The organism is Microbacterium sp. lyk4-40-TSB-66 (genome assembly GCF_030209475.1).
Classification (GTDB): domain Bacteria; phylum Actinomycetota; class Actinomycetes; order Actinomycetales; family Microbacteriaceae; genus Microbacterium.
In genome coordinates this window covers 222238-247406 of record NZ_JARVRW010000010.1, presented here as the reverse complement: position 1 = coordinate 247406, position 25169 = coordinate 222238, and the positions used below count along the sequence as shown (strand labels likewise).

The window sequence follows — 25169 nt, the reverse complement described above, 5'->3', positions numbered from 1 at the left end:
ACAAGTGCACGCTGTTGAGTTCTCAAGGAACGGACGCACCCACAGAAACAGTCTTACGACCAACCCATGAGGCAGTTCACGATCTATGGGACCACCCGACACTGAACGTTCTCACTGTGGGACCTCGGAACGAGATCAACGTCGTGACAACCAGCCGGACGGTCGAACCAGAAACACGCTATGAAGCATGTACCTGGGCGGTTCACCACTTGAGGGGACGCGGGGCCCTTCGGCCTCTCCGCTCTCCCCTGTGGGGCGAACAAGTAATACTCTACGTCCGGTTCATCTCCTCGGCCAATCACTCCACATCCCGGGCGTGTCGCTGACGGAAATCCGCGGAAACACGCGGGAAACAACAAGGCCCGACACGACCTTCGAGGTCGGTCGGGCCGAGGTGTACGGGTGCAGCGACCGATCAGGCGGCGAGTCCCCACGAGGGGCCGGAGGCCGCTGCATCCGTGTGCCCGCCGGTGAACTCGATCCCGCCGAAGAACATCGCACCCAGAACGAGGGCGAAGACGAAGACGATCGACAGGAAGAGCACGGCCACGCCGGCGAGGGTGATCAGAAGCGGAAGTCGGTTTGCCATACGTCGATCCTGCCCTGTCCTCCGCCCAGAACGACAGGGCTTGCGCGGAAACGACCGAAGGCCGGCACCTCCGAGGAGGTACCGGCCTTCGATGCGAGACGGATCAGCGTCCGGAGAGCTTCTCGCGAAGCGCCGCCAGCGACTCGTCGTCGGCGAGGGTGCCCTGGGCGGGCGACTCCGACGAGAACGATCCCCCGAACGAACCAGCGTCCGTCGGGTTGGCGGCCTCGGCCTCGAGGGCCTTGGCGACCGCGGACTTGTGAGCCTCCCAGCGACCCTGGGCAGCGGCGTACTCCTGCTCCCACTGCTCGCGCTGAGCGTCGAAGCCCTCGAGCCACGCACCCGACTCGGGGTCGAAGCCCTCGGGGTACTTGTACTCGCCGCGCTCGTCGTACTCGGTGGCCATGCCGTACAGCGCCGGGTCGAACTCGGTGCCGTTGGGGTCGACCGACTCGTTGGCCTGCTTGAGCGACAGCGAGATGCGACGACGCTCGAGGTCGATGTCGATGATCTTGACGAAGACCTCTTCGCCGACCGACACGACCTGCTCGGCGAGCTCGACGTGCTTGCCCGACAGCTCGGAGATGTGCACGAGGCCCTCGATGCCGTCGGCCACGCGGACGAACGCGCCGAACGGAACGAGCTTGGTGACCTTGCCCGGAGCGATCTGGCCGATCGCGTGGGTGCGGGCGAACACCTGCCACGGGTCTTCCTGCGTCGCCTTGAGCGAGAGCGACACGCGCTCACGGTCGAGGTCGACCTCGAGGATCTCGACCGTGACCTCCTGGCCCACCTCGACGACCTCGGAGGCGTGCTCGATGTGCTTCCAGGAGAGCTCGGAGACGTGGACGAGACCGTCGACGCCGCCCAGGTCGACGAACGCACCGAAGTTGACGATCGACGAGACCGTGCCCTTGCGGACCTGGCCCTTGTGGAGGTTGTTGAGGAACGTGGTGCGCGACTCGGATTGCGTCTGCTCGAGCAGAGCGCGGCGCGAGAGCACGACGTTGTTGCGGTTCTTGTCGAGCTCGAGGATCTTCGCCTCGATCTCCTGGCCGAGGTACGGCGTCAGGTCGCGGACACGGCGCAGCTCGATGAGCGAAGCCGGGAGGAAGCCGCGGAGGCCGATGTCGACGATGAGACCACCCTTGACGACCTCGATCACGGAACCGGTGACGACACCGTCGTTCTCCTTGATCTTCTCGACGTCGCCCCACGCACGCTCGTACTGCGCGCGCTTCTTGGACAGGATGAGGCGGCCTTCCTTGTCCTCCTTCTGGAGAACGAGGGCCTCGACGTGATCGCCGACGTTGACGACCTCGTTGGGGTCGACGTCGTGCTTGATCGAGAGCTCGCGGGAGGGGATGACACCCTCGGTCTTGTAACCGACGTCGAGGAGGACCTCGTCGCGGTCGATCTTGACCACGGTGCCCTCGATGAGGTCGCCGTCGTTGAAGAACTTGAGCGTCTTCTCGACCGCGGCCAGGAAGTCTTCGGCCGAGCCGATGTCGTTGATCGCGACCTGCTTGATAGCGGGGGCGGTCGTTGCGGTAGTCATGTAGTGGGTTGTCCTAGTTGGGTGTGGTGTCGGGCTCCGACTTCTGCGCCCCTCGGTCCCGTGGACCGGGGACAGCGGGCATCCGCGCACCCGGAGGGCGAACGCATGCCACGCGTCGAAGCGAAGCGGATTGATTCGTGCGATGTCACGGGCCGCCCGGAGAACGAGCAGAGCCCACGTGTGACACCTCAGTCTAGCTCACCGACTCCCCCTCGCGGATCCCGTTCCGACACGGGCGTCACACGACGTCGAGGAGGAGGCGGAACGGGATCCGATTCGCCCCGGATCGGCCGTTTTGCCGCGACCGTCTGAGCCGGCGTGCCCAGGTGGCATCCAGAATGCCGTGCCAGGCTCCCCGTCTTGTGCCCGCTATCGCGGGTCTGACGGCGATACCCGCGTCGTCCCCCTCACGTGAAACCGGTTCTATGCGCTCTTCTTCGACGCCCACTTCCAACCGTCGTGACCGCCGCCTCGCCGCTCGCCGCACCCGTCGTCGCCCCGTGACGACCGCCGGCGTGCTCGTCGTCGGGGCGGTCGCGGCCGCAGCCCTCACCGGCACCGTTCCCGCCGCCACGGCGTCGCCCGCCGACCTGACGACCGCGACCTTCTCGCTCGCCTCGGCGAGCACGCCGATCGCCCTCGACGCCGCCCACGGCCCCGAGGCCGCGGAAGCCCTTTCCGCTCGCACGACCGCCGCAGGCTCTCTGCAGGCCGCGTCGAGCGTGCAGGCCGACATCGCGGCATCCGGGCTCGACATCGGTCAGCCCGCGACCGTCGACACCAGCGCCTTGGAGCGCGCGACGGAGCGCCTGCAGTCGGCAGCCGTCCTGCCCGAGACGTTCCTGCCCGACTTCGCCGACGACGTCGAGGCCGAGACCGCGACCGTCGATCAGCGCGTCGCCGAACTGCGCGGCAGCCTCGACGCGGCCGTGGCCAAGAAGGCGGAGCAGGAAGCGGCCGAGAAAGCCCGCCAGGAGGCGGAGGCTGCCGCAGCCGCCGCCGCTGCCGAGGCGAAGGCCGCTGAGCAGTCCGCCGCGGCGCAGAGCACCCCATCGTCGTCCTCGTCCAACGGCGGAGGATCGTCGGCGCCGTTCGCCACGGGTGGCGGGTCGGGCGACAACAGCCCCGCCGGCGCCCAGGCGACGGCGCGCGGCATGCTGGCCAGCCGTGGCTGGGGAGACGATCAGTTCAGCTGCCTCGTCTCGCTGTGGAACAAGGAGTCGGGCTGGAACTACCAGGCCTACAACGCAAGCAGCGGTGCCTTCGGCATCCCGCAGGCGCTCCCGGGCAGCAAGATGTCCTCCGCCGGTGCCGATTGGGAGACCAACGCGACCACCCAGATCTCATGGGGCCTCGGTTACATCTCCGGCCGGTACGGCGACCCGTGCGGCGCGTGGAGTCACTCGCAGTCCACCGGCTGGTACTGATCCGCCGCCCGACCACAGCCCCGGGCGATCCCGATCGACGAGAGCGCCGCTCCCGGACCTGTTCCGGGGCGGCGCTCTCGTCGTTGCCCGGAACAACCGAGCGGACATCGTGGCGGAGCCGGTCGCACCGCCCTCGACCGGGCCACCGATCGACGGCGGGGGGCGCTCGGAACGGTCAGGCGCCGTTGCGACGGGCGACGACCCCCGCGAGCAGGGCGTGGGAGAGCGGGGCGAGCGACACCACCATCAGGATCGTGCCGAACACCGCCTGCTCGGTCTGCAGCAGCACTCCCCCGATGAGCAGACCGGTGAACAGCACGGACGACACCACTCGACGCACCATGCGCTCGAGGTCGCGCATGCGGCGTTCGATGCGGGGCGTCTCGACGGAGAGGGAACCCTCTTCGAGCCGTGAGATGAGGTTGTCGGCGCGCCGCGGCAAGCGCGCGGTCACCGCGGCGACCGCCCCGACCTCCCGCACGAGGGCCTGGGCGGTGTTGCCGCTCTCCTCGCGGATCAGGCGCTGGGCGTAGGGCTCGACGGCGTCCCAGATGTTGAAGGCGGGGTCGAGCGAACTGCACATCCCGCTCGTCAACGACATGGCGCGGACGATCAAGAGGAAGTTCTCGGGCAGCTGGAAGGGCAGGGCGCGCACGACGTCGCCGAACTCGATCGCGAAAGCGCGGAACTCGCGCGGGTCGACCTCCTGCAGTTCGGCGAACCCCATGCCGCCGAAGCGCGAGAAGAGCTGCGTCATCGCCCGTTCGAGCTGGATCGTGTCGGCCGAGGGCAGCAGCACGCCCACGTCGCGGATGCCGTCGACGAGCCCCTTGCCGTCGCGCGAGGCGGCGGCGATGAGGACGCGGCGGAGACCTCGTCGAAGGCCCGGCGGAACGTCGCCCATCATGCCGAAGTCGATGAAGGTGAAACGCCAGGCCGGAGGGCCGGCATCCGTCGACGAGGACAGCGGAGTGACGAACACGTTGCCGGGGTGGGGGTCGGCGTGGAAGAAGCCGTCGTCGAACAGTTGGTCGAACATCACCGCGGCGAACCGTGCGGCGACCTCGGACGGGTCGATGCCGGCGGCTCGGAGCGCATCGACGTCGTTGATCTTGATGGCGCTGACGTCTTCGAGGGTCAGCACCCGACGGGTCGTGCGCTCCCACACGACGTCGGGGACGGCGACGCCGTCTTCTCCCCCGAAGTCCGCGGCGAACCGCTCGGAGTTGGCCGCCTCGTGGAGGTAATCGATCTCCTCGAGGCTGGTCACGGCGAACTCCTCGACGAGGGAGGGCATGTCGACGCGGTCGCGCACGAGGGCGACCTTGCTCAGCCACACGCCGACCTTGCGCAGGGCCCGCAGGTCCACGTCGACGATGCGGTCGATGTCGGGACGTTGGATCTTCAGCACGACAGCGCGCAGGCCGGTCTCGTCGGCCAGCGCGTCGGTCAGCACGGCGCGATGCGCCTGTCCGAGCGAGGCGGCGGCGAGCGGGCGCTCGTCGACGCTCGCGAAGGCCCGCTCCAACGGCATCCCGAGCTCGTGCTCGGCGCGGGCGCGCATCTGGGCGAACGGCACCGCGGGGACCTCGTCCTGCAGGCCCTCGAGCTGTTTGGTGATCGAGGGCGGCAACACGTCGAGGCGCGACGACATGAACTGCCCGACCTTGATCATCAGGCCGCCGAGATCGACCGCCAACACGTGGAAGCGCTGCGCGATGCGCTCGAGCCGGCGGGTCCGGCCCCGGGCGGAGATCCACCCGAGGCCGAACCGCGGCAGGAAGAGCTCGTACCACCACGCCTGCACGAGATAACGCGCCGCGAAGCGCGTGATGCGCCGGTAGCGGGCTTTCATCAGCGCGTCGTCGGTCATCGATTCTCCTGGATGCCGACGGGCGCCGAGCCCCCGTCGCTGTGCGGCGGCCTCACCCCTGGGCGAGGATGGAGTAGAGCTTACGGCGAGCCTCGTCGAGGATTTCGACCGCCTGCTGGACCTGCTCTTTATCGCCCGTGCGCGCGACCTGCGCTGCGGCCTGGGCGAGCTCGACCCCGGCCTTGGGGAGTGCCGTCATGCGGCCGCTGTCGCGCGAACCCGCCGACTCCCACGGAGCGGTGCGCTCGGTGGTCTCGTCGCCGGCCGCAGCGCGACCCTCGGCGGTGAGCGAGTAGGTCTTGCGACCGTTGGACTCCTCGGACTGCACGAGACCCTCGTCGGTGAGCAGCTGGAGCGTGGGGTACACCGAGCCGGGGCTCGGCTTCCACGAACCGCCGCTGCGCTCCTCGATCTCGCGGATGATCTGGTAACCGTGCATGGGCTGCTCGAGGAGCAGAGACAGCACGGCGGAGCGCACGTCACCCTTGTTCATACGGGGCGTCGATGCGGTCTTCTGCTCGAACTGCGAGCGCAGCTGCTCGAGACCCTCGAGGATGTTGGACATCGGCCAACCGGGGGTGTTGTTGCCACCGCGTCCGCCGAACGCGTCTCCTAGGAATGAACCACTCATGACGACCTCCTTCGCGCGAACCCGATCTGAGTCAGCGATACATAACGATATATCGCTGAGGAGGTCGCGGGGCGGTCGCTGGGTGGATTCTCAGTACCAGTTGACGGACTGCGAGTGGCCCCACGCGCTGCACGGCGTGCCGTAGCCGCGGTCGATGTAGTCCAGCCCCCACGCGATCTGCGTCGCGGCGTTCGTCTGCCAGTCGGCGCCGAACGTCGCCATCTTGCTGCCGGGGAGGGCCTGCGGAATTCCGGTGGCACCGCCGTCGTCGTTGTAGGCCTGGTAGTTCCAGCCCGACTCCTTGGTCCACAGCGACGAGAGGCAGGAGAACTGGTCGCTCCCCCACCCGTACTTCTCGGATGCCAGCTGAGCGGCGTACGCGCGCGCACCATCGGGGGTGTTCACGCGGGCGAGCGCTGCGGCGGCATCCGCTTGGCGCTGCGCCTCGGCGGCGGCGACCGCCTCGGCCTGTCGCTGCGCCTCGGCGGCGGCATCCGCTGCGGCCTTATCGGCCTTGGCCTGGTCGAGGCTGGCCTGCACCTCGGCCGCACGGGCACTGACGCGCACGATCTCGGTCTGTGCGTTCTGGCTGAGGGCGGGGACGAGCAGCACCGGGAGCAGGTCCGTGGAGTCGAGGCGGTCGACGGCGTCTTCGAGGGCAGCCGTGTCGATGGAGGCGTCGCCGATCGAGAGCGGGAGGCCAGTCGAGGCGACATCGGCGCGCACGGCGTCGGCGCGGGAAAGGGCGGTGGCCGCCTCGGTCCGCGCGGTGGCGGCACCGGTCGTGACGGCATCCAGGGTCGGAGCGCTCGACACCGGGACGATGGTGCCGGGGGCGGAGAACGAGGATGCCGATGCGTCGGGGACCGAGAGCGGTGCGGCGACGGCGAGGCCGGTGGTGGCGACGATGCCGAGTGCGAGTCCGGCGCACGTGGCGGCGGTCAGCAGGGTGCGGCGGGCGCGATGGACGTGCAGGAGTTTCACATCAGAACGGAGCAAGGAGCATTCTTTCGTCGGGGCGCGCTCGTCGGGATCGAGCGCGGTCATGTGTCGTTCGGGTCGACACAAGTCCCCGAGTGTGCGGGCCGCTTCTGAGCGTTATCTCTTCGTTACCTGGACGGCGCGTGTGAGCCGCGCGCGGCGGCCGCCGCCATGGGGAGGCATTCGCCGTCGCCCATCCGTCTCGCGGGAACCCCTTCGCGTACGTGCGTCGATTCACGCACTGACCAGGTTTTTATCGATTCTCGTTCGACACGCCGGGACAGGGGCTCTCCGCGTCGTCCTTCCCGGACCCGCGACGCGCGACGGGCCGACCCGAGGAAGGCGAAAAATCCTCGGATCGGCCCGTCGATGCGGCATCAGCCGCGTGCCGCCGTCAGGAGCGGTGCGCGCGGTAGTACTCGAGCAGTGCACGCGTGGACGCGTCTTGGGCGCCGAGCGCGGCCTCATCGCCCTCGATGGCCGGCGCGATCTGCAGGGCCAGCTGCTTTCCGAGCTCGACCCCCCACTGGTCGAACGAGTTGATGCCCCAGATCGTGGCCTGCGTGAAGGTGATGTGTTCGTACAGCGCGATGAGCTGACCGAGCACCGACGGCGTCAGCGAGGGCGCGAAGATCGATGTCGTCGGACGATTGCCCGGGAACGTGCGCGCGGCCACGAGGGCACCGGTGGTGCCCTCGGCCTCGACCTCTTCCGCGGTCTTTCCGAACGCCAGTGCCTTCGTCTGGGCGAGGAAGTTCGCCAGGAACAGTCCGTGGACGTCTCGTCCGTCGTCGGCGAGCGGGTACGCCGGGTTCACGAAGGCGATGAAGTCGGCCGGGATCAGTCGCGTGCCCTGGTGGATGAGCTGATAGAAGGCGTGCTGCCCGTTCGTCCCCGGCTCGCCCCAGAACACCTCGCCCGTGTCGGTGGTCACGGGGGTGCCGTCCCAGCGCACGGACTTGCCGTTGGATTCCATCGTCAGCTGCTGGAGGTACGCCGCGAAGCGGTGCAGTTGCTGCGCGTACGGGAGCACCGCGTGCGACTGCGCGCCGAGGAAGTTGGTGTACCAGACGTTGAGGAGCCCCATCAGGACCGGGACGTTCTGGGCGATCGGGGTGGATGCCACGTGCTCGTCGACCACGTGGAAGCCGGCCAGGAGGCCACGGAACGCGTCGGGGCCGAGGGTGATCGCCAGTGACAGGCCGATGGCGGAATCGACGGAGTACCGCCCACCCACCCAGTCCCAGAACCCGAAGGCGTTGGTGGGGTCGATACCGAAGGCCTCGACCTTGTCGAGCGCCGTCGAGACCGCGACGAAGTGATGGGCGACGGCGTCGGTGCGGGCGGCATCCGAGTCGTCGACCACGCCGGCTGCCGAGAGCTTCTCCCACAGCCAGTCGCGCGCCAGGCGGGCGTTGGTGAGGGTCTCGAGCGTGGTGAACGTCTTCGAGGCGACGATGAAGAGGGTGGTCTCGGGGTCGAGGTCGGCGGTCTTCTGCGCGATGTCGGTGGGGTCGATGTTGGAGACGAAGCGCGCGTGGATGCCGGCGTCCGCGTACGGGAGCAGTGCCTCGTAGACCATGACGGGACCGAGGTCGCTTCCGCCGATGCCGATGTTCACGACCGTGGTGACCTTCTTGCCGGTGACGCCGCGCCACTCACCCGATCGCACGCGGTCGGCGAAGGCGCTGAGGCGGTCGAGCACCTCGTGCACGTCGTGATCGACCTGTTGGCCGTCGACGACGAGCGCGGGCTCGGCGCCGGCGGGGCGGCGGAGAGCGGTGTGCAGCACGGCACGGTCTTCGCTCGTGTTGAGGTGAACGCCCCGTCGCATGTCGGCGTAGCGCCCGGCGACACGGGTCTCTTCGGCGAGCGCGACCAGGGCGTCGAGCACGTCGGCGGTCACGAGGTTCTTCGACAGATCGACGTGGAGGTCGCCGACGGTGCGCGTGAGCTCGTGCGTGCGGTCGGCGTCGGCGGCGAACCAGCCGCGCAGGTCGGGCTCGAATGCGTCCCGGAGCGCGGTGAGGCGGGACCAGGCGGCGGTGGTGGTGGGATCGATAGGCGCAGTCACGCCACCCACGCTAGCGATCCGCGACGCCCGCCGCGCTGCGCATGACGAAAGAGGAGCGAACCGCTACGACTCGCGGGGCGGAGTGACACCGGCGCCGAGCGCGGGAAGCGGGATCCGCCTCTCGGCGTCCCAGGGTTCGGTCCATCCGAGTCGGTCGAAGAGGCCGTCGAGGAGCATCGCCGTGAAGCCCCACACCGTCTGCGGTCCTCGGGATGTCTGAAGGGCGAAGGCGGGCCCCCTCCACTCCTGACCATCGCGGCGGATCACGGTCACACCGCGACGCCGGGGGTCGAGCAGGTCGGCCACGGGGGCACGGAACACCTCCGCCGATTCCGCAGTGTCGACCGCTCGAACCGGGGTCGGACGCGCCCACCATCCGATGACCGGTGTCACCTCGTGCCGGGAGAATGCCAGCGGAACGGCGTCGAGCGCACCCAGCACCTCGACACCTGCGGGATCAAGACCTGTCTCCTCCCGCGCTTCGCGCAGCGCCGTCGCCGCGGCATCCCGATCACCCGGATCCACCCGTCCGCCGGGGAACGCGACCTGACCGGGGTGGGCGCGCAACGTGCTCGCGCGCGCGAGCAGGAGAACGTCGAGGTCGCTCGGGACGTGGGCCGCCGTCCGAGAACTCGGGATGCCGTCGAGCACACCGAACAGGATGAGCACCGCCGCCGCCCGCGCTTCGCCCTCGACGGGCAAGGACTGCAGAGCGCCGAACGCGTCGCCTCGGGGCTGGCGGATCACGTCTTCCAGTTGGGCGCGCGGGGAGGGCATGGATCGAGGCTAGGGCGTCGAGGAGCGAAGCGTGCGCCGAGGGCACCGGGCGCCTCGGGCGAGGAACGCGTAGTGCTCGCGGGAGCGGACCGGCGTGAGCCACCACCCGCTGGGGTTCCCCGCACGGGAGGGAGTCCCGCTTCAGGTCAGCCGCGTCCGCCGGGGGCGGCGCCCGCGGTCGGGGCGGTGGTGGTGTCGACGCGCACGCCCAGAGCGACAGTCCAGCCGGCGGTGTTGTCGCCGGCGGTCGTGGCGAGCTCGAGTGCTCCCCCGTCGTCGCCGAACACGTTGTCGGACTCGAGCGACACCCGCGCCAGGTTCGACGCCGACGACGGGTAACGCCCGTCCGCGTAGACGACGTCGCACGCTCCCTGCGGGAGGGCGACCTGCGAGGTCGCGATCGCCTGGGAGGCGTCGGTGATGGCATCCATGTTCGGGTAGACCTCGAAATGGATGTGCGGCCAGCGACCGTCGTAGCAGCCGGGGAAGATCGAGGTGAACGACACGACGCCGTCTGCGCCGACGACCTGGACCCCGCGGAGGTACGTCTCGTTCTCGACGCCGGAGGAGTACATCGAGTAGCGCCCCTGCGTGTCGCAATGCCACACGTACACGGCGGCACCGACGAAGGGCACGTCGCCGCCGGCGGCGTCGAAGATCGCGAGGTTCAGGGTCATGGGGACGCCGTCGGCCGTGGCTCCGCCGTCGAGGCTCGTGCGCAGGTCGCTGCGGACGATCCCGGACTGCTCGAGGATGTCCGGACCGTTCGAGCCGTCACCGGGGTACGGGCCCGCCGTCTCGTCGGGGATCTCCCCGGCGGGCACGGCGACGGCCGCACCGGTGGGCGAGGCGGAGGGGGTCGCCGAGGCCGTCGGGGTCGCGGTGGGCGTCGCCGTCGACGCCGACGTCGACCCGGTCGCCACGGGGGTGCAGGCGGCGAGGGTGACGGCGCCGGCACCCAGCGCGACGAGCCCCAGGATGCCGCGACGCGAGACGAGCGTGCGGATGTCGAACGGCGCTCCCTGATCGACGACGGGTTCATCGGCCCGGTCGAGCAAGCGGCCCTCGAACGCGGGACCGTCGGGGGTCATCTGGGTGTCGGGGATCCTGCTCATGGTCGCCTCCGCTGGTCGGGGATCGTGTCGATGCGTCGAGCGTGTCCGACGCACCCTGCCCGCGACCTGGCCGATCCTGTGCGCGGGCTGTGTGCGTGTCACCGCGCGTGCGCCCGGGTCGACGTCCGTCAGCCGCGGGCGGTCCCGAGTCGCGAGTCACGTGTGAGGATGAGAAAAGGAGGTACGGGATGGCCGGAGTACTGCACGCGGTGACCCTCGTCGTGAACATGCCGATCACGAAGATCGACGCCCTCGATGCGATCGCCTTCGCCGCCGACGGGGGCGTGGACGACGCCGGCACCGCTCGTCCTCGCGTCTGGCTCGCCCCGCACGCCTGGGCCGAGGTCGAGATCCCCAAGTTCGCCGATCCCCCGCCCTTCGTGATCGACATCTACTCGGACGTCTCGGGAGAGATCGCGTGGGCGCAGGCGCGCCGCCTCCAGGACGCGCTCGAACGCTTCGGATGGAACGTGAGCCCGCCGCGGGCCGGCGTGCAGTGATCGAGACCGGGGGGTGCGTCCGCGCCTTCTCTATGTGGAAGACGACGCGGAGATCGCGTCGATGACGCTCGAGGTGCTGAGCGAGACGTACGACGTCACCCACGAGAGCGACGGGCTCGCCGGTCGGGATCGGGCGCTGCGCGGCGGGTTCGACGTGATCCTGCTCGACCGTCGCCTCCCCCATCGCGACGGTGCCGAGATCGTGCGCGACCTGCGCGCCGCCCACATCACGACGCCCGTGCTGATGCTCACCGCCCTCGGCGGCGAGCGCCGCGGAGAGCGGCGACGGGCGGGGCGGCGAGGGCGGGTGCTGCGGTCATGCGCTCAGCGTGCCCGCGCCCCTCCCAGACGACGCCAAGAAAGCGGTCGTCGGGGTCAACGCATAGGGAACGCCTAGGTGATCAGTCGTCGAGCCCGACGAGGACGGCGCTGCGCTCCCACAACTGCTGCGCGAGCACCGGGTCGTCGGCGATCCGGCTGGTCTTCGCGGGCTTGTTGTTCGAATAGAAGCCGCCGGGCGTCCAGTCCACGCCCGGCTTGCCGAGGGCGAGCCAGGTCAGGCGCGCTCCCCCCACCGAGGTCGACGTCATGAGGCGCTGAGCGATCGGACCGCTGTAGAGGAACTTCCACGGTCCGTCGCTCGTCGATCCGAAGTTCGACGCGATCACGCCCGGGTGAAATGCCACGGCCGACAATCCCGCGTCGCCGAAGCGGCGGTTCAGCTCTTTCGTGAAGAGGACGTTCGCGAGCTTCGCGTTGCCGTAGGCGGCGGTCGACGAGTAGCGGTGCTCGCCCTGCAGGTCGTCGATGTCGAACCGCGGGAACAACCTCGCGGCGGCGCTCGAGGTCTGGATGACCGATGCCCCGGACTCGACGAGACGCTCTCGCAGAAGGTTCGTGAGCAGGAACGGAGCGAGGTGGTTCACCTGGAAGGTCGTCTCGTAGCCGTCCTTCGTCAGCGAGCGCGCGCCGAAGACGCCGCCGGCGTTGTTGGCGAGCACGTCGATGCGCGGGTACGCCTCGAGGAGGGATGCCGCGAGCTCGCGCACCTGGGCCAGGTCGCTGAAGTCCGCGACGAACGAGTCGGCGCCGAGCGAGCGGGCGACGCGCGCGGTCTTGTCGGGGTTGCGGCCGACCACGACGACCTCTTCACCCAGCTGGGCGAGCTGTTTCGCCGAGGCCGCGCCGATTCCGTCGCTGGCGCCGGTGATGACGATGGTGCGGGTCATAGCATCCTCTTCCTGGTTCGAAGAGGCCACGGTAATCGCGTCGGGGACACGAAGGTCGGGGCTTGCCGCCGAGATCCGCCGCATCTATGTCGCCTCCGCAGAACTCACAGCCCGCTCACAGTCCCACGGGACCAAAACCTGCGGTCGAGGCGTTCGATTGGAGGACGCCCGCCACAGGGCGTCTGGACGAGAGGATCTGAACCGTGAGCACGGAGTACCGGAAGACGTCGGAGGCGCTGGGTCGCCTCACCGACCGCCAGTTCGCCGTCACGCAGGACGACGCCACCGAACCGCCGTTCCGCAACGAGTACTGGGACAACCACGAGGACGGCATCTACGTCGATGTCGTGTCAGGACAGCCGCTGTTCTCCTCGGCCGACAAGTTCGAGAGCGGCTCGGGCTGGCCGAGCTTCACCAAGCCGATCGACGACGCCGCGGTCGTGCAGAAGACCGACCGGACGCTGTGGATGACGCGCACCGAGGTGCGCTCGGCCGGAGCGGACAGCCACCTCGGCCACCTCTTCGACGACGGCCCGCGCGACGCCGGCGGACTGAGATACTGCATGAACTCGGCCGCGATGCGCTTCGTACCCGTCAGCGAACTCGAGGCCCAGGGGTACGGCGCCTACCTCCCCCTGTTCCGCGAAAGCCGAGCCTCGTGAACCTCTTCCCCTTCCGCACGCGAAAAAGGAGCACCACCATGACCAGCGGACCTTCCGACTCCGGCGAGATCACCCGTCGCCCCGGCACCGAGACCGCCGTCCTCGCGGGCGGCTGCTTCTGGGGCGTCGAAGACCTCATCCGCCGCCAGCCCGGCGTGCTCGACACCCGGGTCGGCTACACCGGCGGCCAGAACGCGCACGCGACCTACCGCAACCACCCCGGTCACGCGGAGGCCGTCGAGATCGTCTTCGACCCCTCTCAGACGTCGTACCGCGACATCCTGGCGTTCTTCTTCCAGATCCACGACCCCTCGACCCTGAACCGCCAGGGCAACGACGTGGGCACGAGCTACCGCTCGGCGATCTTCCCGCTCTCACCCGAGCAGGAGAAGGTCGCGCGCGACACGATCGCCGACGTCGACGCGTCCGGCATCTGGCCCGCGAAGGCGGTCACCACGATCGAGCCCGAGGCGCCCTTCTGGGAGGCCGAGCCCGAGCACCAGGACTACCTCGTGCGCATCCCGCACGGCTACACGTGCCACTTCGTGCGCCCCGGTTGGGTGCTGCCCAAGCGCGAGCAAGCCTCGGCGTAAGCGACGAACGAAGGGCCCGGATGCCATGGCATCCGGGCCCTTCGTCACGCCAGCAGGTCGTCGAGCAGGCGCTGCACCCGTGACTTGATGTCGTCGCGGATCGGCCGCACCTCGTCGAGGCCCCTGCCCGCCGGGTCGGTGAGTTCCCAGTCCTCGTAGCGCTTGCCGGGGAAGATCGGGCACGCGTCGCCGCACCCCATGGTGATGACCGCGTCGGAGGCGCGCACGTCATCGGTGAGCAGCAGTTGCGGAACCTCTTCGCCGATGTCGATGCCCTCCTCGGCCATCGCCGCCACGGCCATCGGGTTGAGCGCCGCCCCGGGCGCACTTCCGCCGGACAGCACTCGCACTCGGTCGCCGCCGAGGGCGCGTGCGTAACCCGCCGCCATCTGCGAGCGGCCGGCGTTGTGGACGCAGACGAAGAGGACGGTGACGGATGCCATGCCCCCATCCTCCCCCGCCTCGGTGAACGGCTGGTTCGGCCCCGTCGAGTGTCCAGGACACGCCGCGCGCCGATCGCGCGGGGCGGCGAGTCGTGGACAGTCGACGGGCGGGCGACCGGCGCAAGCCCCGCGGGACCGGCGGCGACACTGCCTAGGCTCGCGGGATGAGCGGATACGACGTCATCGTGGTGGGCGCGGGTCTTGCGGGCCTGCGCTGTGCGACGCGACTGGCCGAGGCCGGCCGCGACGTCGTCGTGCTCGAGCAGAGCGATGCCATGGGCGGACGCGAACGCACCGACATCGTCGACGGCTTCCGCCTCGACCTCGGCTTCCACGTGCTCAACCCCGCGTACCCGGCCGTCCGGCGCTGGGTCGACGTCGATGCGCTCGCCCTGAAGCGCTTCCCCGTGGCGGTCGGCGTGCGCCTCGACGACCGCCTCGCACGGCTGGCCCATCCACTGCGGCATCCACTGTCGGTTCCCGAGACGCTGCGGAGCGGAATCGCGGGTCCCGCCGATCTCGCGGCGCTGGCACGGTGGGTGGGGCCCACCCTCGCGTCGGCGCGCGCGGCGAAGACCGGGACCGACCGCACGCTCGAGGAGGCGTGGGACCGCGCGGGACTGCGCGGCGCTCTCCGCGACAGCGTGCTCGAACCGTTCCTCGCCGGGGTGCTGGCCGACGACCGGCAGCAGACCTCCGATGCGTTCGTCCGACTCCTCGTGCGCAGCTTCGCGTTCGGGCGACCGGGAGTGCCCGCCGCGGGGATCGGCGCCCTGCCCGCACAGGTCGCCGACACCGCGCGCCGTGCCGGCGCCGGCATCCGCCTCGCCCACCGGGTCGTCTCGACACGCAACCGCGCCCGCGGTTGGCACGTCGGGGTGGAGGGACAGGATGCCATGACGGCCCGGGCCGTGGTCATCGCGACGGGACTCGATCCCTCACTCGACGTGCCGCTCCCGCGACCCCGGGGACTGCAGACGTGGTGGTTCGCCGCCGACCAGGCGCCGACCGACGACGCCGCGCTCCGCGTGGACGGACGCCGACGGGGGCCGATCGTGAACACCGCCGTCATGACCAACACCGCGCGCACCTACGCACCGCGCGGGCAGCACCTCGTGCAGGCGACCTGCGTGCTGCCCTCCGCGGCGTCGGAGGACGTCGTCCGTCGACAGCTCGGGGAGATCTGGGAGGCCGACACCCGGGCCTGGCGCCTCCTGCGCCGAGACGACGTCGCCCGCGCCCTCCCCGCACAGGACCCACCGCTGCGCCTGCGGCGCCCGGTGCGGCTCGACGACGGCCGCTATCTCGCCGGCGATCACCGCGACACCGCGTCGATCCAGGGCGCTCTCGTGTCGGGTCAGCGAGCGGCGGAGGCGGTGCTCGCAGACCTCCGGCGGTGAGTCGGGGAACGGCGCGGGCTGTACCCGCGCCGAAGAGCCCGGGAGACGGTTCTACGCGCGCGCCGCGAGAGCCCCCAGCGCGTCGCCGGTGACCCGGCGCGTCGTCCACTCCTCCATCGCCTCGGCACCGAGGGCGCGATAGAAGCCGATCGCGGGCTCGTTCCAGTCGAGCACCGTCCATTCGAGGCGCGAGTAGCCCTTGTCGAGGCACTCCGCGGCGAGCGCGGCCAACAGCGCCGCGCCGTAGCCCTTCGCGCGGTACTGCTCGTGAACGTAGAGGTCTTCGAGCCAGATGCCGTGGCGCCCGGTCCACGTCGAGTACGTGAGGAACCAGATCGCGATCGCCCGGATGCCGCCGTCGGCGCCCTCCACGACGAAGGCGAACGCGCGGGCATCGTCGCCGAACAGCGTCTCGGCGATCATCTCGGCGGTGTTGTCGACGGCATCCGGTTCGCGTTCGTAGTCGGCGAGGGCCTGGATGCCGGCGAGGATGCCCCCCTCGTCGCCCCGGCGAGCGGGACGAAGGACAGCGCCGTCGGTGAGAGTCGTCATGTCCCGAGGCTATCGGGCGATCCCGCGCCCGGTCAGGACGATGGATGCCAGCTCTCGCTCGCCACGCGCCGGAAGTTCCCCCCGAGCACCGCGGCGATGTCGTCGTCGCCCCACCCGTGCCCGCGCAGGTGCGCGCCGAGGTCGACGAATGTCTCGGGCGGCATCCACTCCACCGGTCCCCACGCGGTGTAGCTGGCGTCGTAGAGATCGGGGCTCGTCGCGAGGACGGCGCGGAACGTCCGCCAGTCGAACGAGAAATCGGTGCTGACGCCGACGTGGTCGATGCCGACGACCTCGACCGCGTGCTCGAGGTGGCGGGTCATGGCCGACAGCGTCGGGGTGTTGGGCCCGAGGAAGATGCCGACCCCGGTGATGCCGACCACTCCCCCGGTGTCGGCGGCGGCACGGGCCTGATCGTCGGTGATGTTGCGGGGGTGATCCCACACCGCGCGCATGTTCGAGTGGCTGAAGACCACCGGCCCCGTCGACACCGCGCACATGTCGAGCGTCGTGCGTGCCCCGACGTGCGAGCCGTCGGGAACCGCGCCGTGCGCGTTCAGCTCGCGCACGAGGTCGCGTCCCCAGGGGGTGAGCCCGTGGTCGACGGCGTCGAGACAGCCGCCGCCGGCGCGGTTGGCGACGTTGTAGGTCGGGGCGAGCGTGCGGACACCCTGCGACACGAGCGGGCCGACGGCATCCAGGTCTCCGCCGAGGGGGGCGCAGTCCTCGAGGTCGAAGACCACGGCGGTGTCGCCTTCGGCGGCGATCCGGTCGACGTCGGTGACGGCTGCGGCGAGCGCGAGACCGTCGATGCGCTCGACCTGCGCGCGGAACGCGGCGAGCAGCGAGGCCGTGACCGCCGGACCGTGCGGCGCATACCCGACGTTGAGTGACACCAGACCGCCGCCCGCGGGGCGGTAGCGGTGCAGCTCGGAGAGATCGGCAATCTCGACGAGCTCGACGCAGGCGTGCTGGTCCCAGAGCACGGTCAGCTACCGAGCGAGGAGACGGCTGCGCGGGCGGGCGTCAGTCCGGCGTCGAGCGCTTCGCGCCCGTCGAAGACGAAGCAGTCGCCGTTCCAGTGCGCAGCGCCCTGCGCATCGAACCACCCCAGGATCCCGCCGTCGAGCTGGTATGCCTCGACGCCCTCGGACCGCAGGTACAGAGCCGCCTTCTCGCAGCGGATCCCGCCCGTGCAGAAACTGACCACCGTCTTGCCGGCGAGGTCGTCGCGGTGGGAGCTCGCGGCATCCGGGAACTGCGTGAACCGCTCGATACGCCAGTCCAGGGCACCGGCGAAGGTGCCGTAGTCGACCTCGAACGCGTTGCGGGTGTCGACGAGCACGACCTCGCGACCGTCGTCGTCGGCGCCGCGATCGAGCCAGCGACGCAGAGTGTCGGGACTCACCGCGGGAGCCCGGCCGTCCTGCGGGCGCACTCCGGGCCGGTCCATGCGGATGATCTCGCGTTTCACCTTCACGAGGAGCTTGTCGAAGGGCACGCCGTCAGACCAGCTGTCCTTCGTGCGGAGCGCGGTGAAGCGCTCGTCGGTGCGGAGGTCTTCCACGAAGCCGCGAAGCGGATCGGCATCCCCGGCGAGGAACAGGTTGATCCCCTCCTCGGCCAGCAGGATCGTGCCCCGGAGGCCGGCGGCCGCCGCGCGCTCGCGCAGCGACACGCGCAGGACGCCGGGGTCGGCGATGCGCGTGAACAGGTACGCCGAGACGTTGAGGACGGATGCCATGGCATCCACCCTATGAAACCCCGCACGTGCGCGTGTCATCCGGACCCGTGGGCGTCAAGCCGGGAAACGCGGCACGCGCATCGCCTAGCGTGAGAGGACTCGTCCCCGGGAGGAAGCGTGCCTGAAGGCTCCGCGTCGTCGACCGCGACCGTGTCGGTCGTCATCCCCGTCCGCGACGACGGTCCGCACCTCAGGCGCTGCCTGCGGGCGTTGGCCGCGCAGACCGTCGCCGCCGACGAGATCATCGTCGTCGACAACGACTCCACCGACGACAGCGCCGACATCGCCCGCGCCGCGGGGGCGCGCGTGGTGTTCTGCGGCGAGCGCGGCATCCCGGCCGCGGCCGCCACCGGATACGACGCCGCACGGGGCGATCTCATCCTGCGCCTCGACGCCGACAGCATCCCTGCCGCCACCTGGGTCGAGAGCATGGTCGAGGCCCTCGGCGAGACCGGGGTGGATGCCGTCACCGGCGGCGCCGTGTTCCATGACGGACCCGCCTCCCGGCGCGTGACGATGGCCCGGGTCTTCCTCGGCACCTACAATGCCTTCGCCCGCCCCGCGCTCGGGCACACACCGCTCTGGGGGTCGAACATGGCCTTCCGTCGCCGGGCGTGGCTCGCCGTACGCGACGAGGTGCACCTCGACCCCGAACTGCACGACGACCTCGACCTGGCGTACCACCTGGGCATGAGCCACCGCATCCGCTCCGTGTCGGGGCAGCACATGCGGGTGTCGTCGCGCACGGTCGAGCCGCGCCGGTTCGCGCGGTGCTTCCGCCGCGGGGCGGGCACCGTGTTCGCGCACTGGCCGCGCGAGATCCCCCCGGCGCGCTGGGTGCGGGTGTGGCGCGGGCGCCGCCTGCAGGAGGACCCCGCGCACGCGGTCCGTACCGTCGACCGCGACGAGGCGGCCCGCGGATGACCGGCATCCTGTTCCCGAACGTCGAGGCGCCCGACCTGCACGTGATGAGCTTCAACATCCGGCGGCGGTTCGAGCGCATCACGTGGCCGTCGGCCGACCGCTGGCCGATGCGCAAGCAGCGTCTGCGCACCTTCCTCGGCGCCAACCGTCCGCATCTGCTCGGTTCGCAGGAGGCCATGCCCGACCAGGCGCGATGGGTGCAGGAGTCGCTGGGCTCGCAGTACGGGCGCGTCGGTCTCGGTCGCGGCAAGGACCGCGGCGGCGAGGGCACGCCCCTCTTCTACGACCGCGATCGCATCGAGGTGGAGAGCTGGGAGCAGATCATGCTGTCGGACACCCCCGACGTCCCGGGCTCGACGGGATGGGGGAACACCATCCCCCGCGTGGCGGTGATCGCCCAGCTGCGCGATCAGGCCACCGGTGCCGGGTTCACCTTCGTCAACACGCACTTCGACGCGTTCTCCCATCGCGCGCGCCGACGCTCGGCCACGTGGCTGCACGAGCTGGTCGCCACCCGCGGGGGTCCGTTGCTGTTCACGGCCGACGTCAACGCGCACGTGCGCTCGCGCGAGCTCGCCGAGATGTTCGCCGACGGGCTGCTCCTGGACACGTGGTCGTACGCCCCGGCCCGTCGCACGGCCGAGTGGGGCACGTTCAACAACTACCGGCGTCCTAAACAGGGAACGCGGCGCATCGACGCCGTGCTGGCGACACCCGACGTGGGGGTGCGGGCCGTCGGGATCGACCCGCGGCCGACGGGAACGCAGTGGCCCAGCGATCACCTGCCCGTGCAGGCCGTGGTGCGCATCCCGGGCGGATCCGCCCCGTGACCACCCGAGCGACCCAGGAGGGATGCCGATGATCCGGGCCATGTACGCCAACCTGAAGCGCCCGCCGCGCAGCGTCACCGACTGGCTGACCGACGCGGTGCGCGCCACGGCCATCGTGCTCGTCCTCGTGTCGCTGTTCACCCTGCCGTTCACCGACTTCGCCGTACTGTCGATGTCGCTGCCGGCCGTCATGCTCTCCCGCATGATCGGGCTGCGTTCAGGGCTCGACCTGGTCACCTGCGTGACGGTGTTCGTCGCCGCCGGCAGCAACGTGCTGGAGCTCTACCGGGCGTGGACGGGGTGGGACCTCGTCGTGCACCTCGTGTGCACCGGGGTACTGGCGGCCGTCGCGCTGGTGCTCCTCGACGATGCGGGCGTCGTCGCCCCGACCGGACGCCGGCGCACCCCGATCGTGGTCGCCACCCTCGCCGGTCTGGCGCTGTCGGCGGTGTGGGAGATGGTCGAGTGGTTCGGCTATCGCTTCATCACGGATGCCATCTTCGTGACCTACGACGACACCATCGGCGACATGATGGCGGGCGGTGCGGGAGCACTTCTCGTCGGTGTCGTGGCATCCCGTTTCCGGCTGACACGCGCGGACCGGGCACCCCTCTGATCAGGGGAACCACACCGGATGCGCCGCGATCGCGTCCGACATCTCCCCCGTGAGACGGCCCCCGCCGACGCCCCCGTTGCCGCGGGCAACCGTTCGGTCGGCGAGGTGCCGTCTCACCTGGTGAGCCCGTGGCTCAGATCCTCCCCGCCACGTCCGTTCCGACGAGGTCACCGTCGGGGTTCGGCTCGCTCAGCTGCTCGCCCTGAGCCGTCGATCCCTCCAGTGGCGGCAGGGCCGCCTCGACGCGGGAACCGACCTCGGCGTCGACGTTCTTCCAGTACTGCACGGCCCGGTCGCGAACGTCGGCGCGCGTGACTCCTCCGACGTGACCCGTGATGGTCTCCACAAGACGGTCGCGCTCCTCAGCGGACATCACCTCACGCACGAGCGTTCCCGCCTGGCCCCAGTCATCGTCCTCGGGGTGCAGCGTCGCCGCCGAGCGGACGAGGTCGCCGTCGCTCTGCCACCCGCCGTCGCCCGCACGGCGCGGGTCGGCCGCGGGGCCGCCGACCGAGTTGGGGGCGTAGACCGGGACCTCGGGCGGGTTGTACTCGTAGCGCATCGCGCCCTCTTTCGAGTACGAGTGCACCTCGGTGTGGGGACGATTGACGGGCAGCTGCTGGTAGTTCGTGCCGACGCGGTACCGGTGGGCGTCGGCGTAGCTGAAGATGCGCGCCTGCAGCATCTTGTCGGGGCTGCCGTCGATGCCGGGCACGAAGTTCGACGGCTCGAACGCCGCCTGCTCGATCTCGGCGAAGTAATTGCCCGGATTGCGATTGAGCTCCATCGTGCCCACCTCGATCTCGGGGTAGTCCTCGTGCGGCCACACCTTGGTCAGGTCGAAGGGGTTGAAGCGATACGTCTTGGCATCGTCGTAGGGCATGATCTGCACCTTCAGCGTCCACGTCGGGAACTCGGCGCGTTCGATCGCGGCGTAGAGGTCGCGGATGTGGAAGTCGGCGTCCTGACCCGCGATCTGATCGGCCTCGTCCTGGGTCAACGTCTTGTGACCGAGGTCGGTGTGGAAGTGGTACTTCACCCAGAATCGCTCGCCCTCGGCGTTGATCCACTGATAGGTGTGCGATCCATAGCCGTTCATGTGGCGCCAGGATGCCGGGATGCCCCGGTCGCCCATGAGCCACGTCACCTGGTGCGCGCTCTCGGGCGAGAGCGTCCAGAAATCCCACTGCATCGTGTTGTCGCGCAGGTGGCTGCCGGGCAGGCGCTTCTGCGACCGGATGAAGTCGGGGAACTTGATGCCGTCCTTCACGAAGAAGACGGGGGTGTTGTTGCCGACCAGGTCGTAGTTGCCCTCGGTCGTGTAGAACTTCAGCGAGAAGCCGCGCGGGTCGCGCCAGGTGTCGGGGCTCCCCTGCTCGCCGGCGACGGACGAGAAACGCGCGAGCATCTCGGTCTCCACGCCCGGCTGGAACAGCGCCGCCCGCGTATACGCCGAGACGTCGCCGGTGGTGCGGAACGTGCCGAAGGCACCGCCGCCCTTGGCGTGCACGACGCGCTCGGGCACGCGCTCGCGGTTGAACTGCGCGAGCTTCTCGATCAGGTAGTGATCGGTGAGGGCGATCGAGCCGTCGGCGCCGACGCTCTGGGAATGTTCGTCGCTGGCGACGGGCGCTCCGTTGTTCTGGGTGGTCGGCTCGGTCATGGCTCTCCTCACGTCGCGGGCCGCGGGGGCGACCCGTCCCCGACGCTACGCACCCCCTCCGACATCGACGAGGCATTGCGGATCTCCCCCCGGCGACGTACCGTCCCGCGGCTGTCAATCCCCCGAGGCACCGTCCGGCCGCTCGACACCATGAACCCACATCAACGGAAAGGACGCGTCATGGCGAAGGATCTGTCGAAAGGCGACCGGGTCAGCTGGGATACCCCGCAAGGGCGCACGCAGGGCGAGGTCGTGGAGAAGAAGACGAAGGACTTCGAACACGACGGCCAGAAGTTCACGGCATCCGACGACGACCCGGCCTTCATCGTGAAGTCGGAGAAGTCCGGCGCGAAGGCCGCCCACAAGGGCTCTGCCCTCAACAAGCTGAAGAGCTGACACCGCGGGAGCTTCGACAGGCTCAGCGACCGCGCTCGCGCCGTTCCTGGGCCTGTCGAAGGGACCGGAACCAACAAAGACAAGTGGCTTCGACACGCTCGGCCACCTCTCCAACTCAGGTCCCTGAGCCTGTCGAAGGGACCGGAACCAACAAACACGTGGCCGCGACAGGCTCAACCACCTCTCCGAGCCTTACTCCCGCGCGTCGCGCCGCTTGCGCATCTGCGCCAGCGCGAGGCCGAGCCGGTGGTTGCCGGCCAGAACGTCCTCGTGGCGTTCGAGGAACGCCCAGTACGCGTCGGTGAAGACGGAATCCTTCGCATCCGCCGCCGACGGCCACCACGAACCCATCTTCTGCAGATACGCCCCGCCCGACACGTACGGCTTCGTGGCGACGAACCCGCCGTCGGCGAACTGGCTCATCCCCATGACGTTGGGCACCATGACCCAGTCGTACGCGTCGACGAACAGCGCGAGGAACCACGCGTTCACCTCCCGCGGCGCGTATCCCTGCAGGAGGAACCAGTTGCCCAGCACCATGAGCCGCTCGATGTGGTGCGCGTAGCCCCACCGGTGCACGCGCTCGAGGACCGTCCGCACCGGAATCGGCAGGTCGCTCGGCATCCGTTCACCCGAGTACCAGTACTTCTGGATGCGCTTGTCGAGGTGCAGGGCGTTGACATGCTCGAGCTTCGGGTGCGCCCGGTACATGCCGCGCATGTACTCGCGCCATCCGATCACCTGCCGGATGAATCCCTCGACGGATGCCAGGGGTGCATCCGTACGCGTTGCCGCGGCCACCACTTCTTCGACGGTGAGCAGACCGATGTTGAGCATCGGCGAGATGATCGCGTGGAAGAGGAACGGCTCGTCGGCCTTCATCGCGTCCTCGTAGCGGCCGAAGTCGTTCAGACGTTCGGCGACGAACACGTCGAGCCAGTCGCGGGCGTCCTCCGGGGTCACAGGGAGCCAGAAATCCCCCGCTTCGCCGGGGTGCTCGGGAAACAGCTCATCGACCTCCGTGATCACCGCGCGGGTGATCTCGTCGTGCTCCGGCTGCGGAAGCGACGGGATCTGCACGCCCTTCTTGGGAAGCGGCTTGCGATTGTCGGCGTCGAAGTTCCACCTGCGCCCCGCGGGCTTGCCCCCGTCCATCAGGATGCCGGTGCGCCGGCGCTGCCAGTGGTAGAAGTCCTCCATCAGCGGTGTCGGATGCTCGGCGAACCAGCCGTCGACCTCTTCTTCGGGGGTGAGGAACAGCCCGTCCGACAACATGGCCGTGTCGACGCCGTGGTCGGCGCAGATCGCGGCGATGCGCTCGTCGACGGGACGGTTGGGGTCGCTCATCCACGTCAGTTCGGTGACGCGGTGCGCCTTCAGGAGGCGTTCGAGCCCCGCCTTGAACGTGAGGTCGTCGTCGAGGGCGATCCGGCGGACCGTTTTGCCCTCGGCCTCCAGCCGGGCGGCCGTGTGCCGCATCGCGGAGATCAGCAGCACGATCTTATGCCGGTGGTACGGGAGCTTGCGGAACCGCGGTGCCGACTCGATGAAGAAGAACTCCTCGATACCGTCGTCGGCGAACGCGGGATGCTCGGCGAACTGCTGCGTCGCGAGGATCAGGGCCGCCCTCACGCGTGCCGCCTCTGCGTCGCGGCCTTCGCCCGGCATCCGCGCGAGCAGTACAGCACCTGATCCCACTGGTCACGGCCGCTCCAGCGTTTGCGATCGGTGAACGGGCGCCCGCAGAAGGCGCAGGGCTTGGAGCGCACCTCAGGTCGTGACATGGCGACATCGTCGCAAGAGGGCGCTTCGCGCTCCGGGGGCTTGCGCTCGCACACTGATCCGGTGTGCACAAGGCCCGCGCGTGGCCGGTCACGGACGTGATCGGCTGACCCCATGCAATCGACACCGGACAACGCCCCAGACACCGCCGACGAACCCGACGAGTTGGAAACCGCCGACCCGCCTCAGATCCCCGACACGACGGATGACGACGACACCCCGGTCGACAACCCGTCGGGGGGATGATCGGTGGCCGGGCCCCGCGGGGCCCGGCCCGTCGATCAGGCGGGGAGGTCGAACTTCTCGTTCTCTCCACCCTGGGGGCGTTCGCCGGTGACCTTCGACGTCACCAGGGCGATGGCGGTGGCGATGCGTCCACCTGCGCTGCCCCAGTACTCGCCGCTCAGCGTGTTCACGCGCAGCAGCGTGACACCGGGTGACTCGGGGCCGTCGGGGAACCAGGCTTCGACGCTCGTCGACCACAGCTCCTTGAGCTTCGCCAGGTCGTCGACGACCTCGGCCTCGCCCGCGAGCGACAGCCACGTGCTGTCGGAACTGAACGACAGCCCGACCTTCGGGTCGCGTCGCACGTGCGCGACGGCGGAAGCGTGCGTCCCCACGATGAACCACAGGTCGCCGTCGCTCTCGGTCTCCTGAACCGTCAGCGGATGCGCGTGCAGGGCGCCGTCCTCCGCGCGGGTCGTGACCATCGCGAAGCGGAACTTCTTCAGCAGTTCGTTGAGCTTCTCCAGCTCGGATCCGGTGGATGACATGTCATTCCTCTCGTCGAAGGCTCCAGCCCACCGCGTG

General features: G+C 69.7%; 28 protein-coding genes. 11 read left to right on the top strand and 17 right to left on the bottom strand.

Translation table 11 applies throughout. From position 1 onward, the window contains the following. Positions 1–415: 415 nt before the first annotated feature. Both QRO03_RS13605 and rpsA read right to left on the bottom strand, forming a co-directional pair. Positions 416–589 carry a hypothetical protein gene (locus tag QRO03_RS13605; RefSeq protein ID WP_285138023.1) on the bottom strand — a complete coding sequence of 58 codons (174 nt, stop codon included), beginning with the start codon at positions 587–589 and terminating at the stop codon, positions 416–418. Positions 590–692: 103 nt separating this feature from the next. Continuing rightward, positions 693–2147, bottom strand: coding sequence for a 30S ribosomal protein S1 (gene rpsA / locus QRO03_RS13600; RefSeq protein ID WP_055957267.1), 1455 nt, complete (start codon positions 2145–2147; stop codon positions 693–695). A 425-nt stretch (positions 2148–2572) separates the two neighbouring features. Here rpsA and QRO03_RS13595 point away from each other — a divergent pair, with 425 nt between their 5' ends. Next, positions 2573–3574 (top strand): aggregation-promoting factor C-terminal-like domain-containing protein, encoded by a 1002-nt coding sequence (locus QRO03_RS13595; RefSeq protein WP_285138022.1) that lies wholly within the window; start codon positions 2573–2575, stop codon positions 3572–3574. A gap of 175 nt (positions 3575–3749) precedes the next feature. On the opposite strand, the gene QRO03_RS13590 is transcribed toward QRO03_RS13595, so the two are convergent. From QRO03_RS13590 to QRO03_RS13565, 6 genes are all read right to left on the bottom strand, one after another. Beyond that, positions 3750–5447, bottom strand: coding sequence for an ABC1 kinase family protein (locus tag QRO03_RS13590; RefSeq protein WP_285138021.1), 1698 nt, complete (start codon positions 5445–5447; stop codon positions 3750–3752). Between the two features lie 52 nt (positions 5448–5499). Beyond that, on the bottom strand, positions 5500–6078 hold the full coding sequence (locus QRO03_RS13585) for a PadR family transcriptional regulator (RefSeq protein ID WP_285138020.1): 579 nt from the start codon (positions 6076–6078) through the stop codon (positions 5500–5502). Between the two features lie 90 nt (positions 6079–6168). Then, complete coding sequence (locus QRO03_RS13580; protein ID WP_285138019.1) at positions 6169–7077, bottom strand: aggregation-promoting factor C-terminal-like domain-containing protein; 909 nt, start codon at positions 7075–7077, stop codon at positions 6169–6171. A gap of 376 nt (positions 7078–7453) precedes the next feature. Then, positions 7454–9133, bottom strand: coding sequence for a glucose-6-phosphate isomerase (gene pgi, locus QRO03_RS13575; protein ID WP_285138018.1), 1680 nt, complete (start codon positions 9131–9133; stop codon positions 7454–7456). Positions 9134–9196: 63 nt separating this feature from the next. Next, positions 9197–9910, bottom strand: coding sequence for an NUDIX hydrolase (locus tag QRO03_RS13570; RefSeq protein ID WP_285138017.1), 714 nt, complete (start codon positions 9908–9910; stop codon positions 9197–9199). 146 nt (positions 9911–10056) lie between these two features. Continuing rightward, positions 10057–11025 carry a dioxygenase family protein gene (locus tag QRO03_RS13565; protein ID WP_285138016.1) on the bottom strand — a complete coding sequence of 323 codons (969 nt, stop codon included), beginning with the start codon at positions 11023–11025 and terminating at the stop codon, positions 10057–10059. Between the two features lie 188 nt (positions 11026–11213). On the opposite strand from QRO03_RS13565, the gene QRO03_RS13560 reads away from it, so the two are divergent. Beyond that, positions 11214–11525: a hypothetical protein gene (locus QRO03_RS13560; protein WP_285138015.1), complete on the top strand. Its 312-nt coding sequence runs from the start codon at positions 11214–11216 to the stop codon at positions 11523–11525. 34 nt (positions 11526–11559) lie between these two features. Beyond that, on the top strand, positions 11560–11922 hold the full coding sequence (locus tag QRO03_RS13555) for a response regulator (RefSeq protein WP_285138014.1): 363 nt from the start codon (positions 11560–11562) through the stop codon (positions 11920–11922). Positions 11923–11926: 4 nt separating this feature from the next. Here the strand turns inward: QRO03_RS13555 and QRO03_RS13550 are convergent, their stop codons facing one another. Beyond that, positions 11927–12754, bottom strand: a complete 828-nt coding sequence (locus QRO03_RS13550) for an SDR family NAD(P)-dependent oxidoreductase (protein WP_285138013.1) — start codon at positions 12752–12754, stop codon at positions 11927–11929. Between the two features lie 203 nt (positions 12755–12957). On the opposite strand from QRO03_RS13550, the gene msrB reads away from it, so the two are divergent. Together msrB and msrA are read left to right on the top strand one after the other, a co-directional pair. Next, entirely contained in the window at positions 12958–13416 is a 459-nt protein-coding gene (msrB, locus tag QRO03_RS13545; RefSeq protein ID WP_243222707.1) for a peptide-methionine (R)-S-oxide reductase MsrB, read from the top strand. A 38-nt stretch (positions 13417–13454) separates the two neighbouring features. Then, positions 13455–14009 carry a peptide-methionine (S)-S-oxide reductase MsrA gene (msrA, locus tag QRO03_RS13540; RefSeq protein WP_285138012.1) on the top strand — a complete coding sequence of 185 codons (555 nt, stop codon included), beginning with the start codon at positions 13455–13457 and terminating at the stop codon, positions 14007–14009. Positions 14010–14053: 44 nt separating this feature from the next. On the opposite strand, the gene QRO03_RS13535 is transcribed toward msrA, so the two are convergent. Continuing rightward, complete coding sequence (locus QRO03_RS13535) at positions 14054–14452, bottom strand: arsenate reductase ArsC (protein ID WP_285138011.1); 399 nt, start codon at positions 14450–14452, stop codon at positions 14054–14056. 164 nt (positions 14453–14616) lie between these two features. On the opposite strand from QRO03_RS13535, the gene QRO03_RS13530 reads away from it, so the two are divergent. Beyond that, positions 14617–15852: an NAD(P)/FAD-dependent oxidoreductase gene (locus QRO03_RS13530; protein WP_285138010.1), complete on the top strand. Its 1236-nt coding sequence runs from the start codon at positions 14617–14619 to the stop codon at positions 15850–15852. A gap of 51 nt (positions 15853–15903) precedes the next feature. Here QRO03_RS13530 and QRO03_RS13525 read toward each other — a convergent pair whose 3' ends face one another. Genes QRO03_RS13525 through QRO03_RS13515 form a run of 3 tightly spaced genes read right to left on the bottom strand, consistent with a single transcriptional unit; the run spans position 15904 to position 18148 of the window. Then, entirely contained in the window at positions 15904–16404 is a 501-nt protein-coding gene (locus QRO03_RS13525) for a GNAT family N-acetyltransferase (protein WP_285138009.1), read from the bottom strand. 32 nt (positions 16405–16436) lie between these two features. Continuing rightward, positions 16437–17390: a dipeptidase gene (locus tag QRO03_RS13520; RefSeq protein WP_285138008.1), complete on the bottom strand. Its 954-nt coding sequence runs from the start codon at positions 17388–17390 to the stop codon at positions 16437–16439. Positions 17391–17392: 2 nt separating this feature from the next. Beyond that, a complete protein-coding gene (locus tag QRO03_RS13515; RefSeq protein WP_285138007.1) occupies positions 17393–18148 on the bottom strand; it encodes a sulfurtransferase in 756 nt (251 codons plus the stop codon). A gap of 117 nt (positions 18149–18265) precedes the next feature. Between QRO03_RS13515 and QRO03_RS13510 the strand changes: the two genes are divergently transcribed. The 3 genes from QRO03_RS13510 to QRO03_RS13500 are packed head-to-tail and all read left to right on the top strand — an operon-like array spanning position 18266 to position 20518. Further along, positions 18266–19072, top strand: a complete 807-nt coding sequence (locus QRO03_RS13510) for a glycosyltransferase family 2 protein (RefSeq protein WP_285138006.1) — start codon at positions 18266–18268, stop codon at positions 19070–19072. Continuing rightward, positions 19069–19902: an endonuclease/exonuclease/phosphatase family protein gene (locus tag QRO03_RS13505; protein ID WP_285138005.1), complete on the top strand. Its 834-nt coding sequence runs from the start codon at positions 19069–19071 to the stop codon at positions 19900–19902. Before QRO03_RS13510 ends, QRO03_RS13505 begins: the two co-directional genes overlap by 4 nt. Before the next feature lie 40 nt (positions 19903–19942). Further along, positions 19943–20518 (top strand): DUF2238 domain-containing protein, encoded by a 576-nt coding sequence (locus QRO03_RS13500; protein WP_285138004.1) that lies wholly within the window; start codon positions 19943–19945, stop codon positions 20516–20518. A gap of 133 nt (positions 20519–20651) precedes the next feature. Here the strand turns inward: QRO03_RS13500 and QRO03_RS13495 are convergent, their stop codons facing one another. Continuing rightward, a complete protein-coding gene (locus QRO03_RS13495) occupies positions 20652–22181 on the bottom strand; it encodes a catalase (protein ID WP_285138003.1) in 1530 nt (509 codons plus the stop codon). 180 nt (positions 22182–22361) lie between these two features. Between QRO03_RS13495 and QRO03_RS13490 the strand changes: the two genes are divergently transcribed. Continuing rightward, the gene (locus tag QRO03_RS13490) at positions 22362–22577 is read left to right on the top strand and encodes a hypervirulence associated TUDOR domain-containing protein (protein WP_243222698.1); all 216 of its coding nucleotides are present in this window, start codon (positions 22362–22364) and stop codon (positions 22575–22577) included. A gap of 192 nt (positions 22578–22769) precedes the next feature. Here QRO03_RS13490 and QRO03_RS13485 read toward each other — a convergent pair whose 3' ends face one another. After that, complete coding sequence (locus tag QRO03_RS13485) at positions 22770–24209, bottom strand: cryptochrome/photolyase family protein (RefSeq protein WP_285138002.1); 1440 nt, start codon at positions 24207–24209, stop codon at positions 22770–22772. Continuing rightward, positions 24206–24361 (bottom strand): DUF2256 domain-containing protein, encoded by a 156-nt coding sequence (locus tag QRO03_RS13480; protein ID WP_285138001.1) that lies wholly within the window; start codon positions 24359–24361, stop codon positions 24206–24208. Before QRO03_RS13480 ends, QRO03_RS13485 begins: the two co-directional genes overlap by 4 nt. 112 nt (positions 24362–24473) lie before the next feature. Between QRO03_RS13480 and QRO03_RS13475 the strand changes: the two genes are divergently transcribed. Next, the gene (locus tag QRO03_RS13475) at positions 24474–24605 is read left to right on the top strand and encodes a hypothetical protein (RefSeq protein ID WP_285138000.1); all 132 of its coding nucleotides are present in this window, start codon (positions 24474–24476) and stop codon (positions 24603–24605) included. 35 nt (positions 24606–24640) lie between these two features. Here the strand turns inward: QRO03_RS13475 and QRO03_RS13470 are convergent, their stop codons facing one another. After that, complete coding sequence (locus tag QRO03_RS13470) at positions 24641–25132, bottom strand: pyridoxamine 5'-phosphate oxidase family protein (protein ID WP_285137999.1); 492 nt, start codon at positions 25130–25132, stop codon at positions 24641–24643. Positions 25133–25169 lie beyond the last annotated feature (37 nt).